Genomic DNA, 23,987 nt, shown 5'->3' with positions numbered 1-23,987 from the left:
ATAGCCCTGAAAGGGTGCAACACACCTGTGTTCCCCCGAGTACTCGGGGGGACTTCGGTACGCCCGCCTGCCACAATGCCTGTCTGCCGAACAGGCAGGCAATGGCGGGCAGGCAGGCATAAAATACGTTTGTTATGGCACAATCACTCGTTCAAAATTACATACACTTGGTTTTTAGCACAAAGCACCGCGTCCCCCTTATTCATGAACCTGTTCAAAGTAAACTATATGGTTATCTTGGTGGTATCTGCAAAAACCTGGAATGTCATCCTGTAAAAATTGGCGGCTATACAGACCATGTTCATATTTTATGCATGTTATCAAAAAAAATCGCCTTAATGAAACTTTTGGAAGAAGTGAAATCACATTCTTCAAAGTGGGTGAAAACAATGGATAAAACATTAAAAAATTTTTACTGGCAAGGTGGCTATGGCGCATTTTCGGTTAGCCATTCCCAGGTGGATGTGGTAAAAGCCTATATAGAAAATCAGAAAGAACACCATAAAAAGATTACTTTTCAGGAAGAATACAGGGCGCTATTGAAGAAGTATAATGTGGAGTATGACGAACGCTATGTATGGGACTGATGCTTGTTTCGCCCTTTCAGGGCTAACCATCAGGGCTAGAGAATAACACAGGGCTACACCCTGTGTTTACACCTCACGCCCTTTCAGGGCTAATCATCAGGGCTAGAGAATAACACAGAACTACACCCTGTGTTTACACCTCACGCCCTTTCAGGGCTTTTTTTGAGAATATTTATAAAATATTTAACTATCAACAACTTTTTAGAATAGAGCCAAACTTTTTTACGTCTTTGCGAGAAAAATTCATATCCTATATAAAAATCTGCCGATTGATCAGGACAAGTTGTATAATCTGTGCAATCTTCTTAAATCTGAGCCTGCCCCGATTTCTCGGTGGTAATCTGTGTTCAGCACAGAAGGCAAATTTTAGGTATTTTTCGGTAGATGAAGGACTTCCGCAAGCCACCGTCTATGATATGCTTTTGGATAATGAGGGCTATTTATGGTTTGGCACCCAGGGAGGTATCGCACGATATAATGGAAAGGCCTTTGATGTCTATAACCGGCAAAACGGATTAGCAGGCAATCATGTTGTAAAATTATACCAGGATAGCAAAAATAACATCTGGATCGGTTACAGGTATGAAGGTGTTTCAAAATGGGATGGAACACGGTTTTATCATTATAAAGATCAATTAAGTGGAATAGATAAAGCCATATCAGATATTTTAGAAGATGATTTGGGCAATATATGGATCGGGACAAAAGGAAATGGGATTTATGTATTAAATAAGGCAATAAAGGAAAAGGGAAAAATAAAGGAACTAACCACTGAAAATGGTTTTCGTTCAAATAATATTGTTGCCCTTGAAAAAGATGAAAGTGGTAATATTTGGATTGGTACCGATGAGGGCATTCATATAATCAACCCAAATGATCCCGATAAAATTTTAAAGGAAATCTTTTTATCTGACTTCGGTTTTCAGAATAATTACATCCGCGATATTAAAATAACCGACCTCACCCCTAACAGCCCCCCTAAATCCCCCCAAAGGGGGGACTTCCCGCCCCCATTGCCCAAAGGGAAAGGGGATGGCAAAGTCCCCCCCTCGGGGGGATTTAGGGGGGCTGGCAAAAGCGATGAAGTAGAACGTATTAGCAGTGCCTGGGTTGCTGCATTATCTGGCGTTTGTGAACTAAATTTTGACAGTGATCTTAATATCAAAATAAAAAACAAATATGAAGATATTGATGGCCTCCCGCTTCAGCTTGTAAAACAATTGTACATAGCCAACATCAGCCATCAACCATCAAACACCAACCATCCAATAGTCTGGCTTGCTACTTCAAATGGAGTAATCAGATTTGAGAACGGAATATTTAAAAGATTTACCGAAAAAGAAGGATTGAGCAATAATATCGTTTCCTCAATTATTGAAGACAGGGAATCCAATATATGGATTGGAGTTTGGGGTAGTGGCGTTTGCCAGTATCTCGGTGATAATTTTGAAATATTTGATAAAGAAACAGGACTGCCTGACAATATTGTTCATGCGGTTCTCATTGATAAAGACTATAGCTTATGGGTTGGTACTGAGAAGGGTATAACGAGGTATCTGTTTTCTGATACACTGATGAATAGTATAACCAGTGTTGATCATTTTACCGTTGATGATGGCTTGAGTGATAATGATGTTAAATGTATGTACCAGGATACCAGGAATTTCATCTGGATTGGCACCAAAACTTCAGTATCAAGGTATGATCCGGTAAAAAGGGCCTTTAAAAATTTTGCGAAAATTAAAGCATTGAAAAAGAAACGTGTTATTACAATAAACGAGGATAAAAATGGAAATATCTGGCTGTGTGATCTGGGGTCCGGTTGCGTTAAATTTAGTATTGATCAAAACAAAATAATCTCTTCTCAGCAATTTAATAAAAAAAATGGATTTTTCAGTAATTTAATATGGACTGTTTATAAAGACAGAAAAGGAAATTTATGGTTTGGCAGTAATGATGCCGGCCTGGCGGTTTATGATGGTGAAAATTTTGTGATCATTAATGAGCAGCAGGGATTAACACATAGAAGACCTGGCTCAATTACAGAAGATAAATACGGGAACCTGTGGGTTGGCAGTATAGGAGGAGGTGTGTATAAAATGGAAAATGGAAAATGGAAGATGGAAGATGGAAAATGGAAATTTGATGGAATGGAATTTACGAATTATACTACAAGAGACGGGATCAGTTCCGACAATCCTTATCTTATAGTAGGTGATGATATTGGCAATGTGTGGATTGGTACAAATACAGGCGTTGATCAGCTTAATGTAAGTACCGGCAAAATCCGCCATTATGGAAAATCTGAAGGTTTTCTGGGCATAGAAACCAACCAAAATGCGGTTTATAAGGATCCATTGGGAAATATATGGTTCGGTACAATTAAAGGATTGGTCAAGTGTAATCCTTCAAGCTTTAAAGAGAATTTGGTTGAGCCGGTAACTGCTATTAAAAACGTCAGGATTTTTTTAAAAGATGAAGCTATTCCTGAAAAAAATATCTTTCCATATAACAAAAATCACCTCACATTCGATTTTACCGGCATCAGTTATTCTAATCCCGACCGGGTTAAATTTCAATATATGCTTGAGGGCTTTGATAAAGAATGGTCACCGCCAACCAATGAGCATTTAGCAACTTATTCTAATATCCCTCCCGGGAAATACCGCTTCTTATTAGTTGCCAGCAACAGTGACGGTATCCGGAATAAGCAACCCGCCATCTTCGGATTTGAAATTACCCCGCCATTTTGGCGTACATGGTGGTTTTATTCTTTATGTGCAATAATGACTCTGTTATCTGTATATGTTTTTATAAAAAGAAGAGAGAGAGTGCTCAAACTGTCTAAGATTACTTTAGAGAAAACGGTTATGCAACGGACTACGGAACTTAAGAGGCAAAATGCTAAGTTAAAAGAAGCTAATAATGAAATTAAAATAAAAAACAAGCTGATCATAGACAGTATCCTGTATGCAAAACGGATACAAGAGGCAACACTCCCTTCTTTAGAACAAATCGAAAAAAACTTCTCTGACCTGTTCATCTTTTATCAGCCAAAAGATATTGTTAGCGGAGATTTTTACTGGTTTGTCAGGATTGATGATGTATCAATTATAGTAACAGCAGATTGTACAGGCCATGGCGTACCTGCTGCCCTTATGTCCATGATAGGTAATGATATATTAAATCAGATCGTAGCTGATAAATATATAATAAGCCCTTCTCAGGCGCTTACTGAATTTGATATTAGAATAAAAGAAGTTTTAAAACAAAAGGGAGAGAGAGAGGAAACATTTGATGGAATGGATATTGCTATGTGTGCTATACACCTGGATAAAAATATGCTGCAATTTTCAGGCGCTTACAGACCCTTGTACTTGATCAGGAATGGAGAACTTTTAGAATACAAACCAAGCAAATTTTCAATTGGAGGATATTCCAAAAAAGAAAAAATATTTAATAGTTATGACATTGACTTTTATTCTGGCGATACAATTTATACATTTACAGACGGTTTCGTGGATCAGTTTGGTGGTCCAAACGGCAGGAAGTTTATGAAAAAGCGTTTTAAGAATATCATTATAGATATGCAGCACCTTAACATGAAAGAACAAAGTAAATATTTAGCTAAAACACTCAATAATTGGAAAGGAGATTTGGAGCAGGTAGATGATATATTAGTCTTTGGAATAAGATTGTAAATAGAAATGATTAAAAAATGCCACTAAATCACCAAAACACAAAATCCCACAAAAAAAATTGACAGTTGACAATATTGCATACTGTCAACTGCCTACTGCTTTGTGTGATTTTGTGTTTTTTAAAAAAATATGTGTAATCTATGGTTAAAATTATCTTTGTGTTTCTTTGTGTTTTTGTGCCTTGGTGACAAGGATTTTTTCGGAGTGCAATCTTTTGCACAAGAAGTTCCTTCAAGGATAGAATTTGCCGGGATGAGATTGAAGATAACTGAAGGAGCAAGAAAAAAAATTCAAGCCGATGTGGACAGATTAACAAGAAGTAAGACGTTTGTCAAAAAAATAGCAGGCAGAGCCGATCTTTATTTTCCTATAATAGAACGGATCTTTAAAGAGAAAGGCATCCCCAATGATTTTAAATTCCTGTCGCTGCAGGAAAGCAGCTTAATTTCTGACGCTGTTTCATCTTCCAATGCAGTTGGTTTCTGGCAATTCAAAAAAGAATCAGCTATTGAAGTGGGTTTGAGGATTGATGATATTATGGATGAACGAATGAATATAGTGGCTTCTACGTATGGCGCCTCAAGATACCTTCTTCGTAATAACTTCTTTTTTAAGAACTGGATCTTCGCACTCCTCTCATACAACCTGGGGCTGTACGGAGCAAAGGATGTAATCAATCTTAGGTATGTAGGAGATCAGAGATTGGAGATCAATAAGAAAACCCACTGGTATGTTATCAGATTTTTGGCATATAAAATAGCCTTTGAAAATGCCATTTCATCCCCAAATTTCCTACAAACAAGTGGAGTAGGGGCCGAGGTGGGTGAGACGGAGTCATATTTCCTTTTAGACTTTAAAATTACAAATAAAACGTTAAAAGAAATTGCTGAAGATACTGACATTCCATTAGAAGACCTGAAGCTTTATAATAAATGGCTTAAAGTTCCAAAAATACCGGCTGATACGGTTTACGCTGTATTGCTTCCGGTAAAGGATGAACAAAAAGTATTGGCAAAACTATATGAGCTGAATCAAAAAGAAAAATATGAAGGAAAAGAAAAAGGAGTGAATGAGGCAAAGAAAGAACCGAAGCAAGATACAAATAGTGTGTCAGAGAATAATGAAATCCTGCCTGATACGCTTGTATCACTAATAGTAGATACCGGGATTGATTCGCTGTACTCGCAAGGGAAGACAGGTGACTCAACAACTGATCATGTCCCCATCCTGCTTACCAGTAATGGCTTAAAGGCAATACAGGCAGGCAAAGATGACAGCTTTGCCGGATTGGCTATGCAGGGCGGACTAACTACTGAACGGTTCTTAAAGTATAATGAGCTTAGAACATTTGATAAAATTATTGCTGGGCAGATATACTATTTGCAGCCAAAAAATACCAAAGCCATAGTATCACATCACACGGTAAAAGAGGGGGAAACATTGTGGGGAATTTCACAAGAGTATGGCGTTAAATTAAGCTCTATTCGTGCTAAAAACGGGATAAAAAAAGGTGAAATGCCTGAAGTGGGTGAGGTTTTATGGCTTAGAAATGTGAAACCGGTTGACGGTAAGAAGTAGGGAATAAGGAAATAGGGAAATAAGGAAATAAGGAAATAAGGGTTGGCTATCATCGGATGACTCTCCGGGTTATGCGTTGGGGTCATCCGATGAATTTGCTGGCATAACGACTAAAAGGAAATAAGGGAATAAGAGAAACCTTATACAGAATTATACCTTTATTCCCTCTATTCCTTTATTCCCTTATTTCCTTTTGTTCCTCTTTTATATAATATTTTTAGAGATAATTTTACATTACATTGTTTACGGCATAGTTATGCCACTCATTTATTGGATAGCGGTACTGATATCAGATTCATACAAGAAATGTTAGGGCATAAATCATTAAGAACCACCGAAAAATACACCCATGTAAGTATGAAAAGCAACTAAGAACATTAAAAATCCATTTGGATGATTTTGACATATAAAAAAATACAAACCTCAACATACACAACAACGGTTTGTCGTACATATTCATAAAACATGAACATGTAAGTAAGTTATGTACAATGCCTTGCCAAAAATAGAAAAAGAGAATAAATAGATTAACTTTGCAAAATGGAATTATGGTCTAAACAAACAGAAATTGACTTCTTTACACAGGCGAGAGGTTTTGCAACTCCAGAACAGCTATTTTATAAAGATAATCAAGACCATTATTATGCTTATTGGCCAAAAAGTTACAAAGGACCAAAGACAACTTTACAGAGCCGAAATGCACTAATAGGAAACTTTACTGAAAAGTGGTCTACTGACTTAATTCAGGAAACGATAAACGAAAAGGGGCTTTATGCCATTCAAGGAGCAGTTTGCCCTGAAATAGCTTTAACAAAACAATCGCCTGCTGACGTAGTTATTTCTAAAGTAAATTCCATTAATCAAAAACCAGAAGATATTTTACTTATTATTGAAGTTAAAATGTCTGTAGTATGGAACTGGGAATACTCTCCTTCAACAGACCAAATAACAGCTATCGGTGACTATAAAACGCATCAGGGAAATCCGGGGCTCTTGCGTTCTGACTCTATGCTCAAAGCAATTGGAAAAAGCATCAACATTAGAGTTTCGAGTTTCAAATCCTCTACAATACCAATTATTGTTCTTGGCAATACACCAATAACAAATAAAATAGCTATTATCCCAAAGTTGACCATCTAAAATCTGCTGGAATAATTCAAGGATTTTGGTCTACAAATCCTAATCCATTAGACAATGACGGTGAGAACATAAAACAAACTCCACATAATGGATTTTTGAGATTTGGCGCTTTTAATGAATTAAGATTACCCATTAACGCATTACTCTCCGAAAAATTAAATTTTTTCTCAAGTATGAAAAGTAAATCGGAGCTTGGACAAGTTATAGAACTTGCAAATCAAAAACCAACCTACGAAGAAAAAGCAGAGGAATTTCTAAAACTGATAAAACAATGAGCGAAACCAAATACAACAGAAAAGGAACAGAGACAAGTTCTTTCGGAACACCCGGAAGAATTAATCACGACTCTTCAAAATTTTACAACAGTAAACTTTATGAAGACAATGACTTCAACAAGAAAATAGAATACATTGAAAATTCTATTCCATTGGAAAATCTAAATAGAATTTATTGCAAGTCAAGTGAAAAGATGGATGATATACCAGACAATAGTATTCATTTAATGGTTACATCACCTCCTTATAATGTTCAAAAGGAATATGACGATAACTTGACTTTAGATGAATACCGACAATTGCTTAAAGCGGTCTTTGAAGAAACCCACAAAAAACTCGTATCGGGTGGACGTGCCTGTATCAATATAGCAAATCTGGGTCGGAAACCTTATATCCCCTTGCACAGTTACATAATTGAGGATATGCTTGACATTGGTTACTTGATGAGAGGTGAAATAATTTGGAATAAGGCATCCAGCGCAAGCCCTTCGACAGCTTGGGGAAGTTGGTTATCTGCTTCAAATCCTGTACTTCGAGACATACACGAATATATTCTGGTATTTTCAAAAGATTCGTTTTCAAGAAAAAGTAAAGGCAAAAAGAATACAATTAAAAAAGAAGAATTTATAGAATGGACAAAAAGTGTTTGGACATTCCCTGCTATTTCAGCAAAATCAGTTGGACATCCTGCTCCATTTCCAGAAGAACTCCCTCACCGACTCATTCAGCTTTACACATTCAAAGACGATGTTGTTTTAGACCCATTTTGCGGAAGCGGGACAGCTTGTATTTCAGCTTTAAAAGACGAAAGAAATTACATCGGTTATGACATCAAGAAAGAGTATCTTGAATTATCTGAAAGACGAATAAAAATAGAAAAAAGAAAATTGAATCAGGAGAAACTTTTTGACGAAAAAGAATTGGCAAGGCACAGTACACATATCTAAAAAACCAAACTTGATTTCCAAATCATGGAAGTCAGGAAGTTGGTAAAGGCCTTGAGAAAAAAATTCTAAAAGATGCTGGAATAAAATTGCAGAAAGATTAAACCATAATACTATGAAAACGACCAAGAAAAAAATTAAGATGATAGTAGAAAAAACCAATACAGGATTTTCTGCATATTCAGATGAATATCCCATCTTTACAACTGGTAGAACAATTTCTGAATTGATAAATAATGCTTACGAGGCTGCACAATTATGTTTCGAAGAAGAAAAATTGGCAATAACACACGAGAATTTAAAATTTGAAATTGATTTTACACAATTCTTCCAATATTATAAAGTGCTAAACTCAAAGTTTCTTGCTGAGAAAATTGGAATGAATCCCACGTTATTATCTCAATATATACAAGGACATAAGAAACCATCAGAAAATCAAACAGAGAAAATTTTAACAGGAATTCATCAAATTGGACAGGAATTGTCAGAAATGAATTTAATATACAAATAAAATTGTTTTTAAAGGTTGTGGGTTTAGGTTTAGAGTTGTGTTTTTTATTTGTTGATTACAACGAGCTTAACAGATGATTATTTTCATAGGCTTTTTTACCTTCGTCAAGGAATTCAACGAAATTTTTCCATTCCTTGTCGTATGTCTTTGGCTCTGCCAATTTTGTCCCATTGTGATCTAAAAGCAAGTAGTAAGGCTGGGCATTATTATTGAACATAATGATCTGAAGATTTGCATTCTGTTTTCCCATGGTTTTTTTAACCTTATCATCATAATTTGGGCTTTCTATTGCTGTGGGGAGATTGTATTTAGTCGCAAAATGTATCTTATCTGAGGTATACCACAATGATTCATCTAGTTCTTTTTTATCATCTACATAAAGAGAGATTATAACATAATCATTTTTAAGTCTTTTAAGAACTTCAGGTTGTGCCCAAACATTAGACTCCATCTCACGGCAATTTACACAACCGTGACCCGTAAAATCAATAAAAACCGGTTTTTCTAATTTTTTGGCACACGCCAGGCCTTGTTGGAAATCAAAATAACCTTTTAAGCCATGGGGCATATGCAGATCGTCTGAATGTATTGGTTTGTCACAGACATTACCTACATCAGATTGCCCGGAATACGCAACAGCATTTTGCCGGATAATCTCCGGTAATCCAAAATCATGTGAAGTGATGGGAGGCAAATAACCTGATAAAGCTTTGAGAGGAGCGCCAAACATACCAGGAACTAAATAGATAACAAATGAAAAAGTAATTAGTGAGAGTACTAACCGGGAAACACTTATAACTTTAACTTCACTATCGTTGGGTAATCTTATTTTCCCCAATATGTAAAACCCCATTACCGTAAAAATTACTATTGCTAAAGCCAGGTAAACTTCCCTGTCTAAGATACCCCAATGATAAACCTGATCGGCTATACTTAAAAATTTAAGCGCCAACGCTAACTCTAAAAATCCTAAAACCACTTTAACGGAGTTCAGCCAACCTCCCGACTTGGGTAATGACCTCAGCCAGGAGGGGAATATTGCAAACAACGAAAAAGGTATGGCAAAAGCCAATGAAAAGGAGAACATTCCCAATGTTGGCTTCAAAAGCTGGCCGCCTGCCGATTCTACTAAAATAGCGCCAACAATAGGGCCTGTACATGAAAAAGAGACCAATACTAATGTAAAGGCTAAAAAGAATGCACCATAAATGCCGCCTTTATCTGCCTGAGTATCTGCTTTGTTGATTAGCCAGTTTGGCAGGGTAATTTCAAACATCCCTAAAAAAGAAAGCCCAAATATTACAAAAACAAGAAAAAACAAAACATTGGGCAGCCAATGCGTACTTAGAAAGTTCGCAGCAGCAGGGCCAAAAAGGACGGCAACTATTATTCCAATAAATGTATATATAAAAATTATTGATAAGCCATAAAAGATAGCAATTTTAACAGCGCCCTTTCTCTTCCCTCCGCTGTCTGTTGAAAAAAATGTCACGGTCATAGGGATCATAGGAAATACGCAGGGAGTGAGAAGCGCCACAAGGCCAGCCACAAAGGCTAAAAGCATAAATCCCAAAAGAGAATAGGGTTTATGAACATCTTCTCTTTTGGTTATCATATCACTTCCTTTTTTTAATATCTTGGTTACCATGCTTTCCTTTTCAGCTTCTTCCCGTGCTCCGGTATTTAAACCATAACTGCTTCCACCACCATACGTTTCAATTTGTGTATCTTTCACACCATCATTGGAGACTATTGTTTTATCATCAGGAAGAGTAACATCTACCGCCCATTCCGGTGTAGATTGCATGTATAATTCAGCCAGGTTAGCAACTTTTTGCCGTATATCCTGATTATGTATTAATACTTCAGCGTTTTCTGTACGTTCAAGTAAACTAACGGCATCCCGGTAATCCTTTTCTGTTAAGACAAGATCAAGTAATTCTATAGCATCATCCGAATTGATTTCATTACCTTGTATTGAAAGGGTCCCGATAGAATCGGGATGTGCCGCATGCACCCTCACTACAAACAAAAAAATAAGTAATATCGTGTATCGGAATTTCAAAATTATTAAAGATTTTTTATATCTCATTTTACGCCTCCCAGATTAATGTATTTCCTATAAAAATTAATACTATTTCCGGCAGGTACTTTGTACCACCAATCCTTGACTTGAATATAGTCTGCACCGTCTTTCCCGGTGGCTGTCTCTCCGCTAACAGATATAAATTCAATATCTGTGCTTTTAAATTTTTGTGTTTCATTTTCTAAAATATTCATAGCATCAATTGTTAGAACTATAATTTTATCATAAGTAAATTCATCATCAAAAGGAATACACTTGCCATCAACATCCGTACAAACCTGGTACTCATAGGCGCCATTAATTATTAGTACCTGTTTCAAAACCTTAATAGTCTGGCGAAACTCTGCCTTATTGTAAAAATAGGTATAATCTCCATGCCAGATTTCATCATATTTCTTTTTGGAACCAATGGCTTTAATACCTCCTACAAGTTTGTATGAATCATTCTTATCAGCATCAAAAATAAAAGTGGTGACCATCGGGCCAAGATCGGGATCAAAGTCAGTAGAGTACAGGTACCAGTTACCATCAATTGTAACGCGGAAGATAATATCAACTACATCTCCCACTTTGATATCTTGTTTTGAGAGTACAGGGTCATCCCAGGTTGCCGGTTTCAATATCTGTGGAAGTGCAAAAATTGAATAAAAAAGTAAACTAAAAACTAATATTAAAACCCTCATATTGTATAATATTTTTTTATTTTTTAAATTGAAATACAAATTCCGCCTCAAAAGGAATACAACTCCCGTCTATTTCTGAGCAAAGCTGGTAAGTCTGAGATCCTTTAACGCTTAGCGTTTCTTTTAGCACTTTAATAGTCTGCCTGAATTCACCATTATGCTTAAAATAAGTATAATCACCTTCCCACATTTCATCATATTTCTTTTTAGAATTCACCGCTTTAGTGCTATCAACCAATTCATAAGAATCATTTTCTTCAAAGTGAAACTCGGCAGGCATAGGACCAAGGTCAGGATCAAAATCAGAAGAATACAGGAACCAATCATCATCTATTAAAACACTAATAACCAGGTCTATCTCATCACCTGCTTTTACTTCATCTATTGATTTAGAAAAATTAAATTCCCAATTCGTCAAATGCATAAGCTCTTTCTCTGATTGTGCCCATGCAAATAGTGGAATAAATATTATATAAAAAAATGGTAATAAAATTTTCATAACTGTCATAAAAAAGCACGTAATAATAAGCACTATATTTAAAATAAACAAATTTCAATCCAAAAAACAAAGTTAAAACAAATCAATAAGGTAAACAATTCCGGTATTTAAGTGTTATTAGCAATAGTGTCTGTTAAGAGACAATTAAGTGTAACCTTGAAATATATTATATATTCTTTGATTTTTTTCAAAATATTTCCACCTTTGCAAAATTTTTTCCTGTATTAGTTTTAGTTTACCCCGTTAGATATGCCTTTGTTGGCGAGGGGCAATTGCTTTTAGTGTTTTTGTCTAACGGGGTTTATTGGTTTGTCCATCTTATGGTATAAAGCCCGGAACTGCAAACTAAAAAACTATAACCAGAAACTATCAAACCATAACCAATAACTAAAAACTAAAAACCAACTATTTTTAGTGTATATGAAAGATTTTTCTACTATAAGGCAATTATTAAGCCAGCCCAAAAATATTGCTATCATAATCCATCATAACCCTGATGCTGATGCGCTTGGTTCAGCGCTTGCATTATCAAATTATTTGCAAAAAAAAAGGCACCAGATCAAGGTAATTTCACCTTCTGACTTTCCTGACTTTCTGGAATGGATGCAAGGGAGTAAAGAGGTACTTATTTATAATGATAAAACAAAAAGCAAAATACAAAGCCTGTTAGAAAGCGTTGATATTATCTTTTGCCTTGACTTTTCTTCTTTGAATCGTATCAATGAAATGGGAGAAATGCTTAGAAATGTCAAGGGGAAAAAAATACTAATAGACCATCATCTTGAACCTGAAAAATTTCCAGACCTGCAGGTATGGGATGACAAAGCTTCAGCCACAGCGGAACTGGTCTTTGAACTTATTAAATTTTTTGGTGATAAAAATCTCATTAGCACCAATATTGGTGAATGTCTCTATGCCGGCATTATGACAGATACAGGTTCATTCAGGTATCCAAGCACTTCTAAGGCGGTTCATATGATCATAGCAGAGTTAATAGATATTGGTATCAATATTACAAAGGTTCATAAACTTATCTATGATAACTATTCAGAAAAACGCTTGAGATTTTTGGGCTATGCATTAAAAGACAAGCTTGTGGTGCTGAAAAAATACAGTACCGCTTATATTTCCATTAACGCAGCAGAGATGAAAGAATATAATGTCAAAACAGGTGATACAGAAGGATTGGTAAATTATGCGCTCTCTATCAAAGGGATCGTGTTTGGCGCCTTGATCACTGAAAGGAAAAAAGAGGTCCGGCTCTCGTTCCGCTCTGTGGGTGATTTTTCTGCAAATGACCTGGCAAGAAAGCATTTTGACGGTGGAGGACACACCAATGCTGCCGGGGGCAAATCTCAGCTCTCATTTGATGACACTATTAAAAAATTTGTTGATCTGTTAGCTGATTATAAAGAGCAGTTGGTTGCCTGAAGGGCATCTCTAAAAATTACACCATACATTCCCCTCTATCAAGAGGGGCAAGGGGTGTGTTTTAAAAATATATAAAGGCGAAATAAACGAATATCTTTTGCACATACGTTACCGCTAATGCCAAAAATCACTATTTTATAAAAAATTGTCCTCGTAAATTTGGAGAATGTTATCTAAATAGCTAACTTTGTGGCGTGGAAGAAAAATTTATCAGGAACATTTTCTACTACAAATACTATTATCTCGACTTTTTTGCAACACTTAAGCCAAAAGTCAAGAAAAAGTTCAACTGGACACTAAAATTAATAGCGACCCTAGACCAAATTCCTGTTAAATATTTCAAACACATAGAAGGTTCAATAGGAATCTATGAGATTAGAGTTGAATTTGGTTCAGACATCTATAGAGTTTTTAGCTTCTTTGACAAAGGGCAACTTGTAGTGCTTCTAAACGGATTTCAAAAGAAATCTCAAAAGACTCCTAAGAACGAAATTAAACAAGCAGAAAAACTTAAAAAACAATATTTCAATGAAAAAAAAAGCAAATAACAACCTTACTTCATTTGCTGACCATTTGGACAAGCAATATGGAAAACGTGGGACAGTAAAAAGAGAAAAATTTGAAGAAGGATTTGAAGCTTTCAAACTTGGTGTTATACTTCAGGAACTTCGCAAAGGACAAAACCTAACTCAAGAGCAACTTGCTAAAAAGTGTGGGACAACAAAGACCTATATTTCACGAATTGAAAATGATGCTTCCGACATTCGTCTTTCTACAATTATGAGAATAATTCGTGAAGGGCTTGGCGGACATCTAAGACTTAGTGTAGATATATAAAGAAAAGGCACATAGCGGTAACACTGTGTAAAAAAACATGCGAAAAAATTGCTTTTCTGTGAGGTAGGTAGCTAATTTCCCGCAATTTCTGCTTGTAGTTTTATGCAAATTTGCGAGCTGCATTCTCGCATTAAGTAATCGAAACTTTAATACTTATTAAAAAGCTTAGGTGGTTTAGAGACCAGCGCAGAAATTGCTACTTTAGAGCTTTTAATAAACGGGGTTGCACGTTTTTTACTCTTACCGTTAGGCACAAGCAAAAACCAAAACTAAATTAACAAACAAAAAACACAAGAAAATGATAAAAGGAGTTCACACAATGTTTTACAGTTCTGCGGACAAAGAGTTACGCGAGTTTCTACGGGACAAGATCAGATTCAAGGCAACCGATATTGGAGACGGATGGCTGATTTTCAATGTTCCCGAAGGAGATATGGGGGTTCACCCTGCTGACGAAAGCGGAGTGGAAGGAGCACCTTCTGGAACCCACAACATTTCGTTTTATTGTGATAATATCGAAGAAACGGTAAAGGAATTGAAAAGCAAAGGAGTGGAATTTAAAGGCGAAATTGAAGACCACGGATACGGGTTTGTTACTTTCTTCAAAGTTCCTGGAGATTTCTATTTGCAATTATATCAACCCAAATACGGAAAATAGCCAGTGCCTAACAATGGCTAAAATGCATACCCAACCAACCTAACCGTTGCACGACATTTTAGCCGGAGCCGTTAACTAATTAATCCATAACCCTAATTAATACAAAAGAATAACAATTCACAATTAACCATAAACTATTAAAAACTCATGGAAAACTTCATCTACACACTCGGAGCCGTATTATTATTTTCGGCTCAATCCTGCAATTCTCAAACAAAGCAGGAAGATAATGCCATTACAACAGCTTCAGGATTGAAGTATGTAATTACTCAAAAAGGGTTAGGTAAAAAGCCTCAAAAGGGCGATAGGGTAACCGTACATTATACCGGTAAGCTTACCGATAGTACTATCTTTGACAGCTCGGTAAAAAGAGGGCAGCCATTTACTTTTACACTGGGTATCGGGCAGGTGATTGTAGGCTGGGACGAAGGAATTGCCTTGCTGAAGGTGGGAGATAAAGCCACGTTTACGATTCCCCCTGAATTGGGTTATGGCAGCAGGGCTGCGGGGAAAATTCCTCCCAATTCAATATTGATCTTTGATGTTGAATTGCTGAAGATCACAGAAAGAATTATTCCAAAACCATTTGAGGTGACTGGCAAAGATACAATAACTACCAAAAGCGGCTTGAAATATATCGTTGTGAAGGAAGGAAAAGGCAAGCAGGCAGGGGCAGGAAAGATCGTCCTGGTTCACTATACAGGATATTTAACCGACAACACTATCTTTGATTCCTCAGTAGAAAGAGGCCAACCAATTGAATTTCCATTAGGCGTAGGACAGGTGATCAAAGGATGGGATGAAGGTATAGCGCTGTTAAAAGTGGGAGGAAAAACCCGTTTGATCATTCCTCCTGATCTGGGATATGGGAGCAGAGCTACGGGAAAAATCCCTGCAAACGCTACGCTTATCTTTGATGTGGAATTGGTTGGCGTTAAATGAATATGACACCGTAATCCCGAGTACTCATGATATACGAGCGAATCCTGAAAGAGCGGCATTATACCAAATAAGGGAGACAGGTTTCCGAAAGTTAGAGTTGGCAGCGGCAGCAGCAGGAGGCAGGACTGCCAACTGCCGCTGCCTACTGCTGCTTGTTTGTATGGTACTTAAAATTTAGTTCACTATTTTCAAAAATACTTTTTTAATTAACCCATCAATAAATATCAGCACCCAGCAGGCAGCTATGATCATTATAAATTGGATCATAACTTCAGGTTTTAGCAGTTCGGAGATATTTTGGATGATACTTAAGTCTGGTAAAAGTGATTCAATATAGCTGATTATAGAAAAGTTTTCTTCACGAAAATCCGTACCGGTTTGTGATGCAAAAATCAGGGCATAAAAAACTGCAAGCATGATCGTTACAATAATACTCCACCATTTCTTACTGATCAACGGCATATAATGAAAAGCCTGCTTTTTTTGGAAGTGATGGATCTTTTCCATCAGGTCATTTGTGAATTTGGCCGATGGCTGCTCTATTCCAATCTGTTTGATGTGATCACTAATAAAAGTCATTTCTGAATATAGATTAGCACATGAAGGGCATTTTTTAATATGCTCCAGGTATTTGGTCCGTTCCTTCTCTGAACAAAGACTGCTTATTAAGTTAATTAATTTATTTTCAGTTATGTGTTTCATATATCCTGAATCCTGCATCTTTCTATTAGGGCATCTCTAAAAACTACACCATACATTCCCCTCTATCAAGAGGGGCAAGGGGTGTGTTTTAAAAAATATGTAGTTTTTAGAGATGCCCATCAGATAATTTCTTTTAATTCACCTTTTAATAAAATAGTTAATTCTTTATAGATCATCTTCCGTGCCCTGTGCAATTTGACTTTCACATAATTTTGTGACCGGGCAATAATTTTAGCAATTTCTTTGACAGACATTTCACTAAGATAAAACAATGAAATAACCACCCTGTCATCTTCAGATAATTTTTTGATGGCTTTTTCAATATACATTTTCTGCTGTTCTCTTTGCAATTGATCAACCTGGTCTTTTACATTTTCACTTTCAATATTTTGTAGTTGCTCAATATTTAATTCAACAGCCTCTGCTTCACCTTTTTGTTTTCTTAACCTGCTGACCGCAGTGTTGTATGTTATCTTATACAGCCAGGTACTAAATTTTGCTTGCTTGCGGAAAGATTGCAATGATTTAAAAACCTTCAAAAATACATCTTGCGAAACTTCTTCTGCATCCTCCCGGTTGTCAAGTATGCGTAATGCTAATGTAAAAATAAAGCTTTTATATTTCTCTACAAGATCAGTAAAAGCTGCAAGATTGCCACGCAATATCTTTTCTATAAGAATATTATCAGCACTGTCAACCATTATGTTTTAGACGCAGGAATGTTCTGCCTGGTTACGAGATATTGAGTAGCGTTTACAAAATTGATATCGTTATGCTAAGCGAAGATTTGTCAATATTTGATTTTATCCGGGTTTTGCCTTGTATCATAGATTGCCAAAAGGAATATGGTATTTTTTTTTATTTCATAAAATAGCATATTTTGACGTGTTAGAAGATACTTTCTAACTCTTTTTCTTTTGACAGACTTTCTACCTATTCCTGGGAATCTGGAAATAAGAGTTATTATCTTATTAACTCTTTCAATGAAATTTTCTGCATCTTTAACTGACCATTCAGTTTTTAAGTATTCAATAACTTGCTGATATTGTTGCTTTGCAGTGTCAGACCATTCTATTCTGCAAGCCATTTTCTTGATTCACTAATTACTGATTCATGCTTTGTAGTTCTACCCTCATCCACTTCTTTGAGAGCATTGTCAATTTCTTTCTGTTGAGACGCGGATAATTCATCCCAAAAATCTTCGTTTTTTTTATAATCCCTTAATAAGTTTCGTAAAGCTAAATGAAAATCTTCTAGTATTTCCTGATTGTCAAACTCATCTATAATTTGGTGAATATTTTTTTTAATCTCAGTTATTGACATGATTACAAAAAGATTAAATTAATTTAGGCAAATATAATTAATTTTTTAAAAACTTTATCATAACTTACACAAAAAATAAAAAAATATGTAACCTAAAAAGATAAATCCGTGTCAAAGATAGCGAAACAAAAATTTTAACTTTTAAAAAAGGAGGTTATTATGGATACAGGACAAATGAGTATGTTAATTCCGATTATATCTACCGTAGCATTTTTCGGTACACTCTTTGGAATTCTTTACATTTATTATTCCACAAGGAACAAGGAGCGCTTAGCCCTGATAGAAAAAGGCATAGATGCTTCAATTTTTAACAAGGGAGCACAGTCAACGGGTTACCCGGCACTCAAGATAGGTATGTTATTTGCAGGAGCGGGCATTGGTATTTTAGCGGGTTATTTTCTATCCAAGGCTGGTATGCTTGAAGTTGCAGCCTATTTTTCTATGATCCTTTTCTTCGGTGGATTGGGTTTGGTCACTTATTACCTGATTGAGAAGAAAATAATGAAATAACTTAAAAGGAGTCAGTTGGCAGTCGTCAATTTATAGTTGTTAAGCAGGTAACAAGTTGTCAACTGTCAATTGTAGACTGTCAACTGACTTTTAATTTCCCAAAATTTCAAACTCCGTTCTTCTGTTCAGTTGCCTGCCGTCAGGATTATCGCTGCCGTCAGGATTTTGGTTAGGTGCAATGGGTTTGGTGGGGCCGTAACCTACAGCAATCAGGCGTTCTTTGACAATACCTTTGCTAATTAAGTAATCAACTACCGCCTGTGCCCGCTTTTCCGACAATTTTTTATTATATTCTTCGCTGCCTTTATTATCGGTATGACCCGAAACTTCGATCTTCATTTTCGGATATTTCTGCAATAGTTCATACAGCCGTTCCTGTTCAGCTAATGATGAAGGCCTTAAAGTAGACTCGTCATAATCAAAGAAGATATTTTTAAGAACGATATGTATTCCTACTACAATTTTTTTTAGCGTTATATTTTTTTCGATTTCCTGGTAGTCTTTTTCAACTGCAATATCAAAATTTTCTGAATGAAACAGATAGTCTTCTTTTGTAACGTTAATACCGTAATTCCTGCCTGACGGGAGCGTGATAAGGTATTTGCCCGTTTCAGCATTAGAGAATAATTCCTCAATAACTTTATTAGAGTCATTATCAATGACCTGAATATTAGCCTCTAAAAGTTCATGGGTTGAGTCATCAGAGATAATGCCGGTAAGAAGGGTGAGCTTTTTTGTTGGCTTTTCAAAGTTTATAACATAAATATCTTTCTCGCCTTCACCCTCATTACGAAAAGAAGCATAATATCCTTTTTTCCCGCTTGCAGACAGAACAAAATATATGTCATCATCAGTAGTATTGATGGGATAGCCAAGGTTTTTGGGTTTAGACCACCTTCCATTTTCGTACTTTGCTTCAAATATATCATACCCTCCCAAGCCGGGGTGCCCCCTTGAGCTAAAATAGAGCGTTTTTCCGTCAGGGTGAAAAAACACGCCATCTTCATCATATTTTGAATTGATCCTGCTGCTAAGATTTTTAGGCGTTGCCCACCCGGCACGACTTTTTTTGCACATATAAATATCTTTTCCACCCTTGCCTCCCGGCCTATTACTGACAAAAAAAAGCAGTTTTCCATCAGCAGAAATTGTAACGGATTTATCCCCATAGCTGGAATTAATACCTTCAGGCAAGCTTTCAGGAGCTGACCATTTTGACCCATGGATTCTCGAAACATAGAGATCGCCCCCATCTAAATTTTCGTCTTTAAAGATAAACAATTTTTGCCCGTCTGCAGACAAACCTATTACTGACTCATGGTATTCAGTACAAATCGGGGGACCTAAAGATTTAGCCTCTGACCAGGTACCTTCCTTATTGAATGATACATAGATGTCTTCAAAATACTTACCATCAACATAATCTTTCTCACCACCTGTAGTTCCCTCCCTGCGGGAAGTGAAATACATAACCGACTCATCTGCGGTGATCACAGGACCATATTCAGGATAGGGTGTGTTAATATTGGTTCCAATATTTTCAATGATCACATCTACCGGGTTTTCTACCAACAGTTTTGCACTTTTACATTCTTTTATTTTTTTAGAGATCAATTCCTTTATCTTTTCTACCTTTACATATTTTGTAAACGCAAAATTTCTTTCTTCTTTCATAACCCTGGCAATTAATCTTGGAACTTTCTTTTTGATAAGCTCTTCTACCGATAGGGATTTATTGTATTTGATATACTCGCTTGTTGCTTTGTCAAATTCAAAATTCAACTGGTAAGCTCTTGCTAATAAATAATGGATACCACTTCCCCATACATGATCCGAAGAAGCAGGAGAGCTATTAACTACTTTTTCAAGATAAGGAACGGCAGCAGTTTTATCGTGAGTGTTTAAATAGCATAATCCTATTTTAAAATTCAAATCGTGATCCTTTGGAGCAGTCTTATGAGCTTTTAAATACAGCTCAATGGCCTGATTGAAATCTGGTAAATTTTCTTCCAGAAGCTTATCAGCCTTTTTGATGAACTCAGATGTTTGATTTTGAGCAGTTGCTATAATTATTGGCAGGAAGAATTGAAAAAGAAAGAAAAATAAAATTGTTAGTAATGTTTTTGTTATCATCATAGCTAACTATTTTTAGGGCATCTCTAAAAACTACACCATATATTCCCCTCTATCAAGAGGGGCAAGGGGTGTGTTTTTAAAAATATGTAGTTTTTAGAGATGCCCTTTAGACAGATACCAATCAATCAAACCTCGGGCAGGGAATTGGCTTTCTTTTTCTTTTGACAGGTATAGGGAATTCATAAATTAATGAGAACTCAGGACCGCCAGGCCGCCCAAACTTATCAACTGACTTTTTTAACGATGAAATATTTACATCATAGCTTATTCCAAGCGTAAAACTTTCATATTCCAACCCTGTTGACATTATAAACGCATCAAACGTATCGAAAAAACGTAACCACCCGCCCACATGAACGATCCCTCTTGTTTTACGGCCTTTTATAAAACTAAATCCTACAGATGTTCCTGCCATTAACTCCTGTGCTTTTTTCTTACGCTGGTACAACAAAGCAGGGTTCAGATCAATTTCCCTGGTCAGAGCAATCGTGGCGTTGCTATGAAAAACGCCCATACGGTCTTCTTTCCCGATATCCTCTCCCAATGAATCTAAGTAACCGGCATCAATAAACGATTTTTTGGGTTTGAGTAAGTGGAAAAATCCAAATCCGGTAGATATTTGCATTCCCTCATTGGGTTTAAAGAACCAGGCAGCTCCTGCGTGCATATCAAATGCAACAGAACTGACTTTATCTTGGGTAATCCCCGGATCAGGGCTGTTATTTACAAATTCACTTTCGAATTCAAATGAGCTAAAATCTATTTTACGTTGTACAATACCTGCCTGAACACCTGCTGAAACATAATTGTACTGGTCGAGCCACTTAAAATATGAACCGGAAAGCATCATACGACAGTCAGACAATCCACCTGTACCGGCTTTATCGTGAACGATTACCAGTCCTGAACCAATCCAATCTTCTCCCCATTCAGTTCCTCTCAATGTAATATCTGCCCCAAATGAGGTGGTCACAAAAGGAGATGTAATACCTCTCCATTGGTTGCGGTAATTCAGCATAGCTCTAAAGTTGCCCTCAATAGCTCCCGTCAAGGCCGGGTTTAAATTTAAGGGTGAATAGTAGAATTGTGAAAAATGCTTATCCTGAGCATTAACACAGGTTACGCAGATCAATACACAGATTGCGCTGATAAAAGTTATTTTTTTCATTTTGCTTCTATTTTTTCAAGGATCTTTGTTTGTGTTTCAAGACTTTTATTCATTTTTTAAAATGAAAATATTTGGTCTGCTACAAAGATACACAAATTTACTAAAAATACTTAAAACACCAAAATATTTAAAATATTTAAAATTTTAGCTCTTATTATCTTATCAGGGTTACATCCCCTTTTTTTGTATCAGATGTCCCATCCACAAATTTAACTTTCACATAATAAACAAACACAGCCATACCTTGCTCTTTTCTTTTGTATTTTCCATCCCATCCAGTCTCTATAGCTTCTTTTATATCCTCCGTTTCAAAGACCCGAACACCCCAGCGATCATAGACTGCTAAATAGATCTTTGTTATGCCGCTGCCTATTATACGAAACACATCATTTTCTCCATCACCGTTAGGACTGAAGGCGTTGGGGATAAATAGCTGAATCTTTATAACTTTTGCAGTTACTGAATCACAGATACTATCTGAACCGCAAGCGTTACCTGCTATCAAACATACATTATAACTTCCGGCAATAGCATAAGTATGCACAGGATTTTGCACTGTATCTGTATTGCCATCACCAAAATCCCATACCCACATAGTTTCATTAACAGACGAATCTGTAAAGGTAACAGTTAAGCTTGAATCAGAATATCCAAAATTTGCTACAGGAAGCAATGAATTGACCGTTAATATTACTGTGTCATTTCCTTCACATCCGTTTAAATCGGTTACTTTAACGAAGTATATTCCAGCAGTATCTGTAGTCAAAGTTTGATTTGCAGAACCGTCCTGCCATAAATAACTTGAAAAGCTGGCACCAGCATCCAATACAGCGCTATCCCCTATGCAAAATGTAATATCTGCTCCTAAATTCACCGTTGGTAAAGGATTTACAGTTATATAGCTCGTCTGAATCAAAGTATCCGAGCCGTTTACATTAGATACCGTTAAAGTAACACTATACGTGCCGGATGAACTGTAAATAACAGAAAAAGTAGAATCATTGGAAACTGGCGGTGTTCCACCGGGAAACAACCAGGCCCAAGTGGTGGTGTTGGGGCTTAATGCCGTAAAATTAACAGTATCTCCCTCACATATTACTGTGTCACTTGCAGTAAAATTCGCCACTGGTGCGGGGCAAGAGTTAACGGTAATGTAACCCGTAAATGTAGTGTCATCTGTTCCACTTGCATTTGTTACAGTTAATATTACATCATAAGTTCCGGCAGTATCGTAACATATGCCTACGGGGTTTTTTAGGGTATCTGAAGAAGGTACGGCACCGGGAAAGGACCAAGCCCAACTCGTAGGAGTATTGGAGCTTAAATCGCTAAAATCAATACAGGCACCTACACAAAATGTAGTATCGCTCGATGAAAAATTTGCAACAGGCGGTGGGCATGAATCAACAACTATAATCTTCGCAATAGAATCCTGCCCGTTTGCATTGGTTGCCACCAGAGAGTTGGTGTAAGTTCCGACACTATCAAAACAGATACCTGTTGGATTTTGTGCAGTAGAAGTATCGGGTGTTCCCCCTGGAAAATACCACATCCAACCGGTTGCATTCATACTTAAATCGGTAAAGTCAATGCAGGCACCTTCACAAAATATTGTATCGCTTGATGAAAAATCTGCAACGGGTGCAGCACATGAATAAAAGCATAGCACCATAGAATCTGAAACTGCGGGGCATGGACCTGCCGGGTTATTTGTTGTGATCGTCAAAGTTACACACCCTGCTGCGGTGTCAGCTGCTGAAGGTGTGTAGATTGCAGCTAATAAGGTTGAATCATCAAAGGTGCCATTCCCTGAAGTTGTCCATAATAAGCTTGTTGCACTTCCGCCTATGGTTGCCCCTGTTATTGTATATGAACCGGTGTCACAGATATTGGTATCCGGTCCTGCATAGGCGGTAGATGCCGTGTCAACAATGATATAGTTGGTCATGGTAGTATCATCCGAGCCGCTGCCATTGGTGGCAACCAAGGTTACGGTATAATTTCCCGGTGCGGAATAACAAATACTTACCGGGTTTTGATCATTGGATGTGTCGGGTGTAGCTCCGGGAAATGACCACTCCCAGCTTGTAGGGTTATTTGTGCTTAAATCAGAAAAATTGATACAAGTGCTGTCGCATATTGTTGTATCACTCGCAGTAAAATCGGCAACAGGAGCCGCACAGGAAAAAAAGCATAGTGCCATAGAATCTGAAACTGCGGGGCATGGACCTGCCGGGTTATTTGTTGTGATCGTCAAAGTTACACACCCTGCTGCG

Annotated in this window: 22 protein-coding genes and 2 pseudogenes (1 of these 24 cut by a window edge); 13 read left to right on the top strand and 11 right to left on the bottom strand. The window is 36.8% G+C overall.

Translation table 11 applies throughout. The features are described 5' to 3' along the window. The first annotated feature begins 134 nt into the window (after positions 1 to 134). The 7 genes and pseudogenes from tnpA (at position 135) to FVQ77_10250 (ending at position 8,736) form a co-directional block, all read left to right on the top strand. Positions 135 to 587 carry an IS200/IS605 family transposase gene (gene tnpA, locus FVQ77_10280; protein ID MBW8050703.1) on the top strand — a complete coding sequence of 151 codons (453 nt, stop codon included), beginning with the start codon at positions 135 to 137 and terminating at the stop codon, positions 585 to 587. Between the two features lie 269 nt (positions 588 to 856). Beyond that, positions 857 to 4,288 carry a SpoIIE family protein phosphatase gene (locus tag FVQ77_10275; GenBank protein ID MBW8050702.1) on the top strand — a complete coding sequence of 1,144 codons (3,432 nt, stop codon included), beginning with the start codon at positions 857 to 859 and terminating at the stop codon, positions 4,286 to 4,288. Positions 4,289 to 4,417: 129 nt separating this feature from the next. After that, positions 4,418 to 5,866 (top strand): LysM peptidoglycan-binding domain-containing protein, encoded by a 1,449-nt coding sequence (locus FVQ77_10270; GenBank protein MBW8050701.1) that lies wholly within the window; start codon positions 4,418 to 4,420, stop codon positions 5,864 to 5,866. Positions 5,867 to 6,043: 177 nt separating this feature from the next. After that, the gene (locus FVQ77_10265; protein MBW8050700.1) at positions 6,044 to 6,238 is read left to right on the top strand and encodes a tyrosine-type recombinase/integrase; all 195 of its coding nucleotides are present in this window, start codon (positions 6,044 to 6,046) and stop codon (positions 6,236 to 6,238) included. Positions 6,239 to 6,406: 168 nt separating this feature from the next. Then, positions 6,407 to 7,281 (top strand): annotated as a pseudogene (locus tag FVQ77_10260) (hypothetical protein). Then, complete coding sequence (locus FVQ77_10255; protein MBW8050699.1) at positions 7,278 to 8,228, top strand: site-specific DNA-methyltransferase; 951 nt, start codon at positions 7,278 to 7,280, stop codon at positions 8,226 to 8,228. The pseudogene FVQ77_10260 and the gene FVQ77_10255 overlap by 4 nt, the downstream one beginning before the upstream one ends. A 112-nt stretch (positions 8,229 to 8,340) precedes the next feature. After that, on the top strand, positions 8,341 to 8,736 hold the full coding sequence (locus FVQ77_10250) for a helix-turn-helix transcriptional regulator (GenBank protein MBW8050698.1): 396 nt from the start codon (positions 8,341 to 8,343) through the stop codon (positions 8,734 to 8,736). 55 nt (positions 8,737 to 8,791) lie between these two features. Here the strand turns inward: FVQ77_10250 and FVQ77_10245 are convergent, their stop codons facing one another. Genes FVQ77_10245 through FVQ77_10235 form a run of 3 tightly spaced genes read right to left on the bottom strand, consistent with a single transcriptional unit; the run spans position 8,792 to position 12,013 of the window. Continuing rightward, positions 8,792 to 10,828: a disulfide bond formation protein DsbD gene (locus tag FVQ77_10245; GenBank protein MBW8050697.1), complete on the bottom strand. Its 2,037-nt coding sequence runs from the start codon at positions 10,826 to 10,828 to the stop codon at positions 8,792 to 8,794. Next, a complete protein-coding gene (locus tag FVQ77_10240; GenBank protein MBW8050696.1) occupies positions 10,825 to 11,505 on the bottom strand; it encodes a hypothetical protein in 681 nt (226 codons plus the stop codon). The genes FVQ77_10245 and FVQ77_10240 overlap by 4 nt, the downstream gene beginning before the upstream one ends. A 16-nt stretch (positions 11,506 to 11,521) precedes the next feature. Beyond that, entirely contained in the window at positions 11,522 to 12,013 is a 492-nt protein-coding gene (locus FVQ77_10235) for a hypothetical protein (protein MBW8050695.1), read from the bottom strand. 411 nt (positions 12,014 to 12,424) lie between these two features. Here FVQ77_10235 and FVQ77_10230 point away from each other — a divergent pair, with 411 nt between their 5' ends. From FVQ77_10230 to FVQ77_10210, 5 genes are all read left to right on the top strand, one after another. Further along, positions 12,425 to 13,435, top strand: a complete 1,011-nt coding sequence (locus tag FVQ77_10230; protein ID MBW8050694.1) for a bifunctional oligoribonuclease/PAP phosphatase NrnA — start codon at positions 12,425 to 12,427, stop codon at positions 13,433 to 13,435. Positions 13,436 to 13,629: 194 nt separating this feature from the next. Continuing rightward, complete coding sequence (locus FVQ77_10225; GenBank protein ID MBW8050693.1) at positions 13,630 to 13,983, top strand: type II toxin-antitoxin system RelE/ParE family toxin; 354 nt, start codon at positions 13,630 to 13,632, stop codon at positions 13,981 to 13,983. Next, complete coding sequence (locus FVQ77_10220) at positions 13,964 to 14,272, top strand: helix-turn-helix transcriptional regulator (GenBank protein ID MBW8050692.1); 309 nt, start codon at positions 13,964 to 13,966, stop codon at positions 14,270 to 14,272. The genes FVQ77_10225 and FVQ77_10220 overlap by 20 nt, the downstream gene beginning before the upstream one ends. 298 nt (positions 14,273 to 14,570) lie before the next feature. Further along, positions 14,571 to 14,930: a hypothetical protein gene (locus tag FVQ77_10215; protein ID MBW8050691.1), complete on the top strand. Its 360-nt coding sequence runs from the start codon at positions 14,571 to 14,573 to the stop codon at positions 14,928 to 14,930. A 147-nt stretch (positions 14,931 to 15,077) separates the two neighbouring features. Then, entirely contained in the window at positions 15,078 to 15,872 is a 795-nt protein-coding gene (locus FVQ77_10210) for an FKBP-type peptidyl-prolyl cis-trans isomerase (protein ID MBW8050690.1), read from the top strand. A 174-nt stretch (positions 15,873 to 16,046) separates the two neighbouring features. On the opposite strand, the gene FVQ77_10205 is transcribed toward FVQ77_10210, so the two are convergent. The 4 genes from FVQ77_10205 to FVQ77_10190 all read right to left on the bottom strand — a co-directional run bounded on the left by FVQ77_10205 (position 16,047) and on the right by FVQ77_10190 (position 17,897). Next, positions 16,047 to 16,574 (bottom strand): hypothetical protein, encoded by a 528-nt coding sequence (locus tag FVQ77_10205; GenBank protein ID MBW8050689.1) that lies wholly within the window; start codon positions 16,572 to 16,574, stop codon positions 16,047 to 16,049. A 119-nt stretch (positions 16,575 to 16,693) separates the two neighbouring features. Continuing rightward, positions 16,694 to 17,275 (bottom strand): sigma-70 family RNA polymerase sigma factor, encoded by a 582-nt coding sequence (locus tag FVQ77_10200; GenBank protein ID MBW8050688.1) that lies wholly within the window; start codon positions 17,273 to 17,275, stop codon positions 16,694 to 16,696. Between the two features lie 89 nt (positions 17,276 to 17,364). After that, entirely contained in the window at positions 17,365 to 17,661 is a 297-nt protein-coding gene (locus FVQ77_10195) for a type II toxin-antitoxin system RelE/ParE family toxin (protein MBW8050687.1), read from the bottom strand. Continuing rightward, the gene (locus FVQ77_10190; GenBank protein ID MBW8050686.1) at positions 17,646 to 17,897 is read right to left on the bottom strand and encodes a hypothetical protein; all 252 of its coding nucleotides are present in this window, start codon (positions 17,895 to 17,897) and stop codon (positions 17,646 to 17,648) included. The genes FVQ77_10195 and FVQ77_10190 overlap by 16 nt, the downstream gene beginning before the upstream one ends. Before the next feature lie 159 nt (positions 17,898 to 18,056). Between FVQ77_10190 and FVQ77_10185 the strand changes: the two genes are divergently transcribed. Then, entirely contained in the window at positions 18,057 to 18,407 is a 351-nt protein-coding gene (locus FVQ77_10185; GenBank protein ID MBW8050685.1) for a hypothetical protein, read from the top strand. Positions 18,408 to 18,497: 90 nt separating this feature from the next. On the opposite strand, the gene FVQ77_10180 is transcribed toward FVQ77_10185, so the two are convergent. The 4 genes and pseudogenes from FVQ77_10180 to FVQ77_10165 form a co-directional block, all read right to left on the bottom strand. Next, positions 18,498 to 20,543: an OmpA family protein gene (locus FVQ77_10180; protein ID MBW8050684.1), complete on the bottom strand. Its 2,046-nt coding sequence runs from the start codon at positions 20,541 to 20,543 to the stop codon at positions 18,498 to 18,500. A gap of 121 nt (positions 20,544 to 20,664) precedes the next feature. Further along, the gene (locus FVQ77_10175; GenBank protein ID MBW8050683.1) at positions 20,665 to 21,711 is read right to left on the bottom strand and encodes a type IX secretion system membrane protein PorP/SprF; all 1,047 of its coding nucleotides are present in this window, start codon (positions 21,709 to 21,711) and stop codon (positions 20,665 to 20,667) included. Positions 21,712 to 21,865: 154 nt separating this feature from the next. Continuing rightward, on the bottom strand, positions 21,866 to 23,968 hold the full coding sequence (locus FVQ77_10170; protein MBW8050682.1) for a PKD domain-containing protein: 2,103 nt from the start codon (positions 23,966 to 23,968) through the stop codon (positions 21,866 to 21,868). Then, positions 23,949 to 23,987, bottom strand: a pseudogene (locus tag FVQ77_10165) (hypothetical protein); it runs 1,020 nt beyond the window's last position. Before FVQ77_10165 ends, FVQ77_10170 begins: the two are co-directional and overlap by 20 nt.

It is taken from the genome of Cytophagales bacterium (assembly GCA_019456305.1).
GTDB lineage: Bacteria > Bacteroidota > Bacteroidia > Cytophagales > VRUD01 > VRUD01.
Note: the sequence above shows the minus strand (reverse complement) of the source record. Positions and strands in the feature narration are given on the sequence as shown.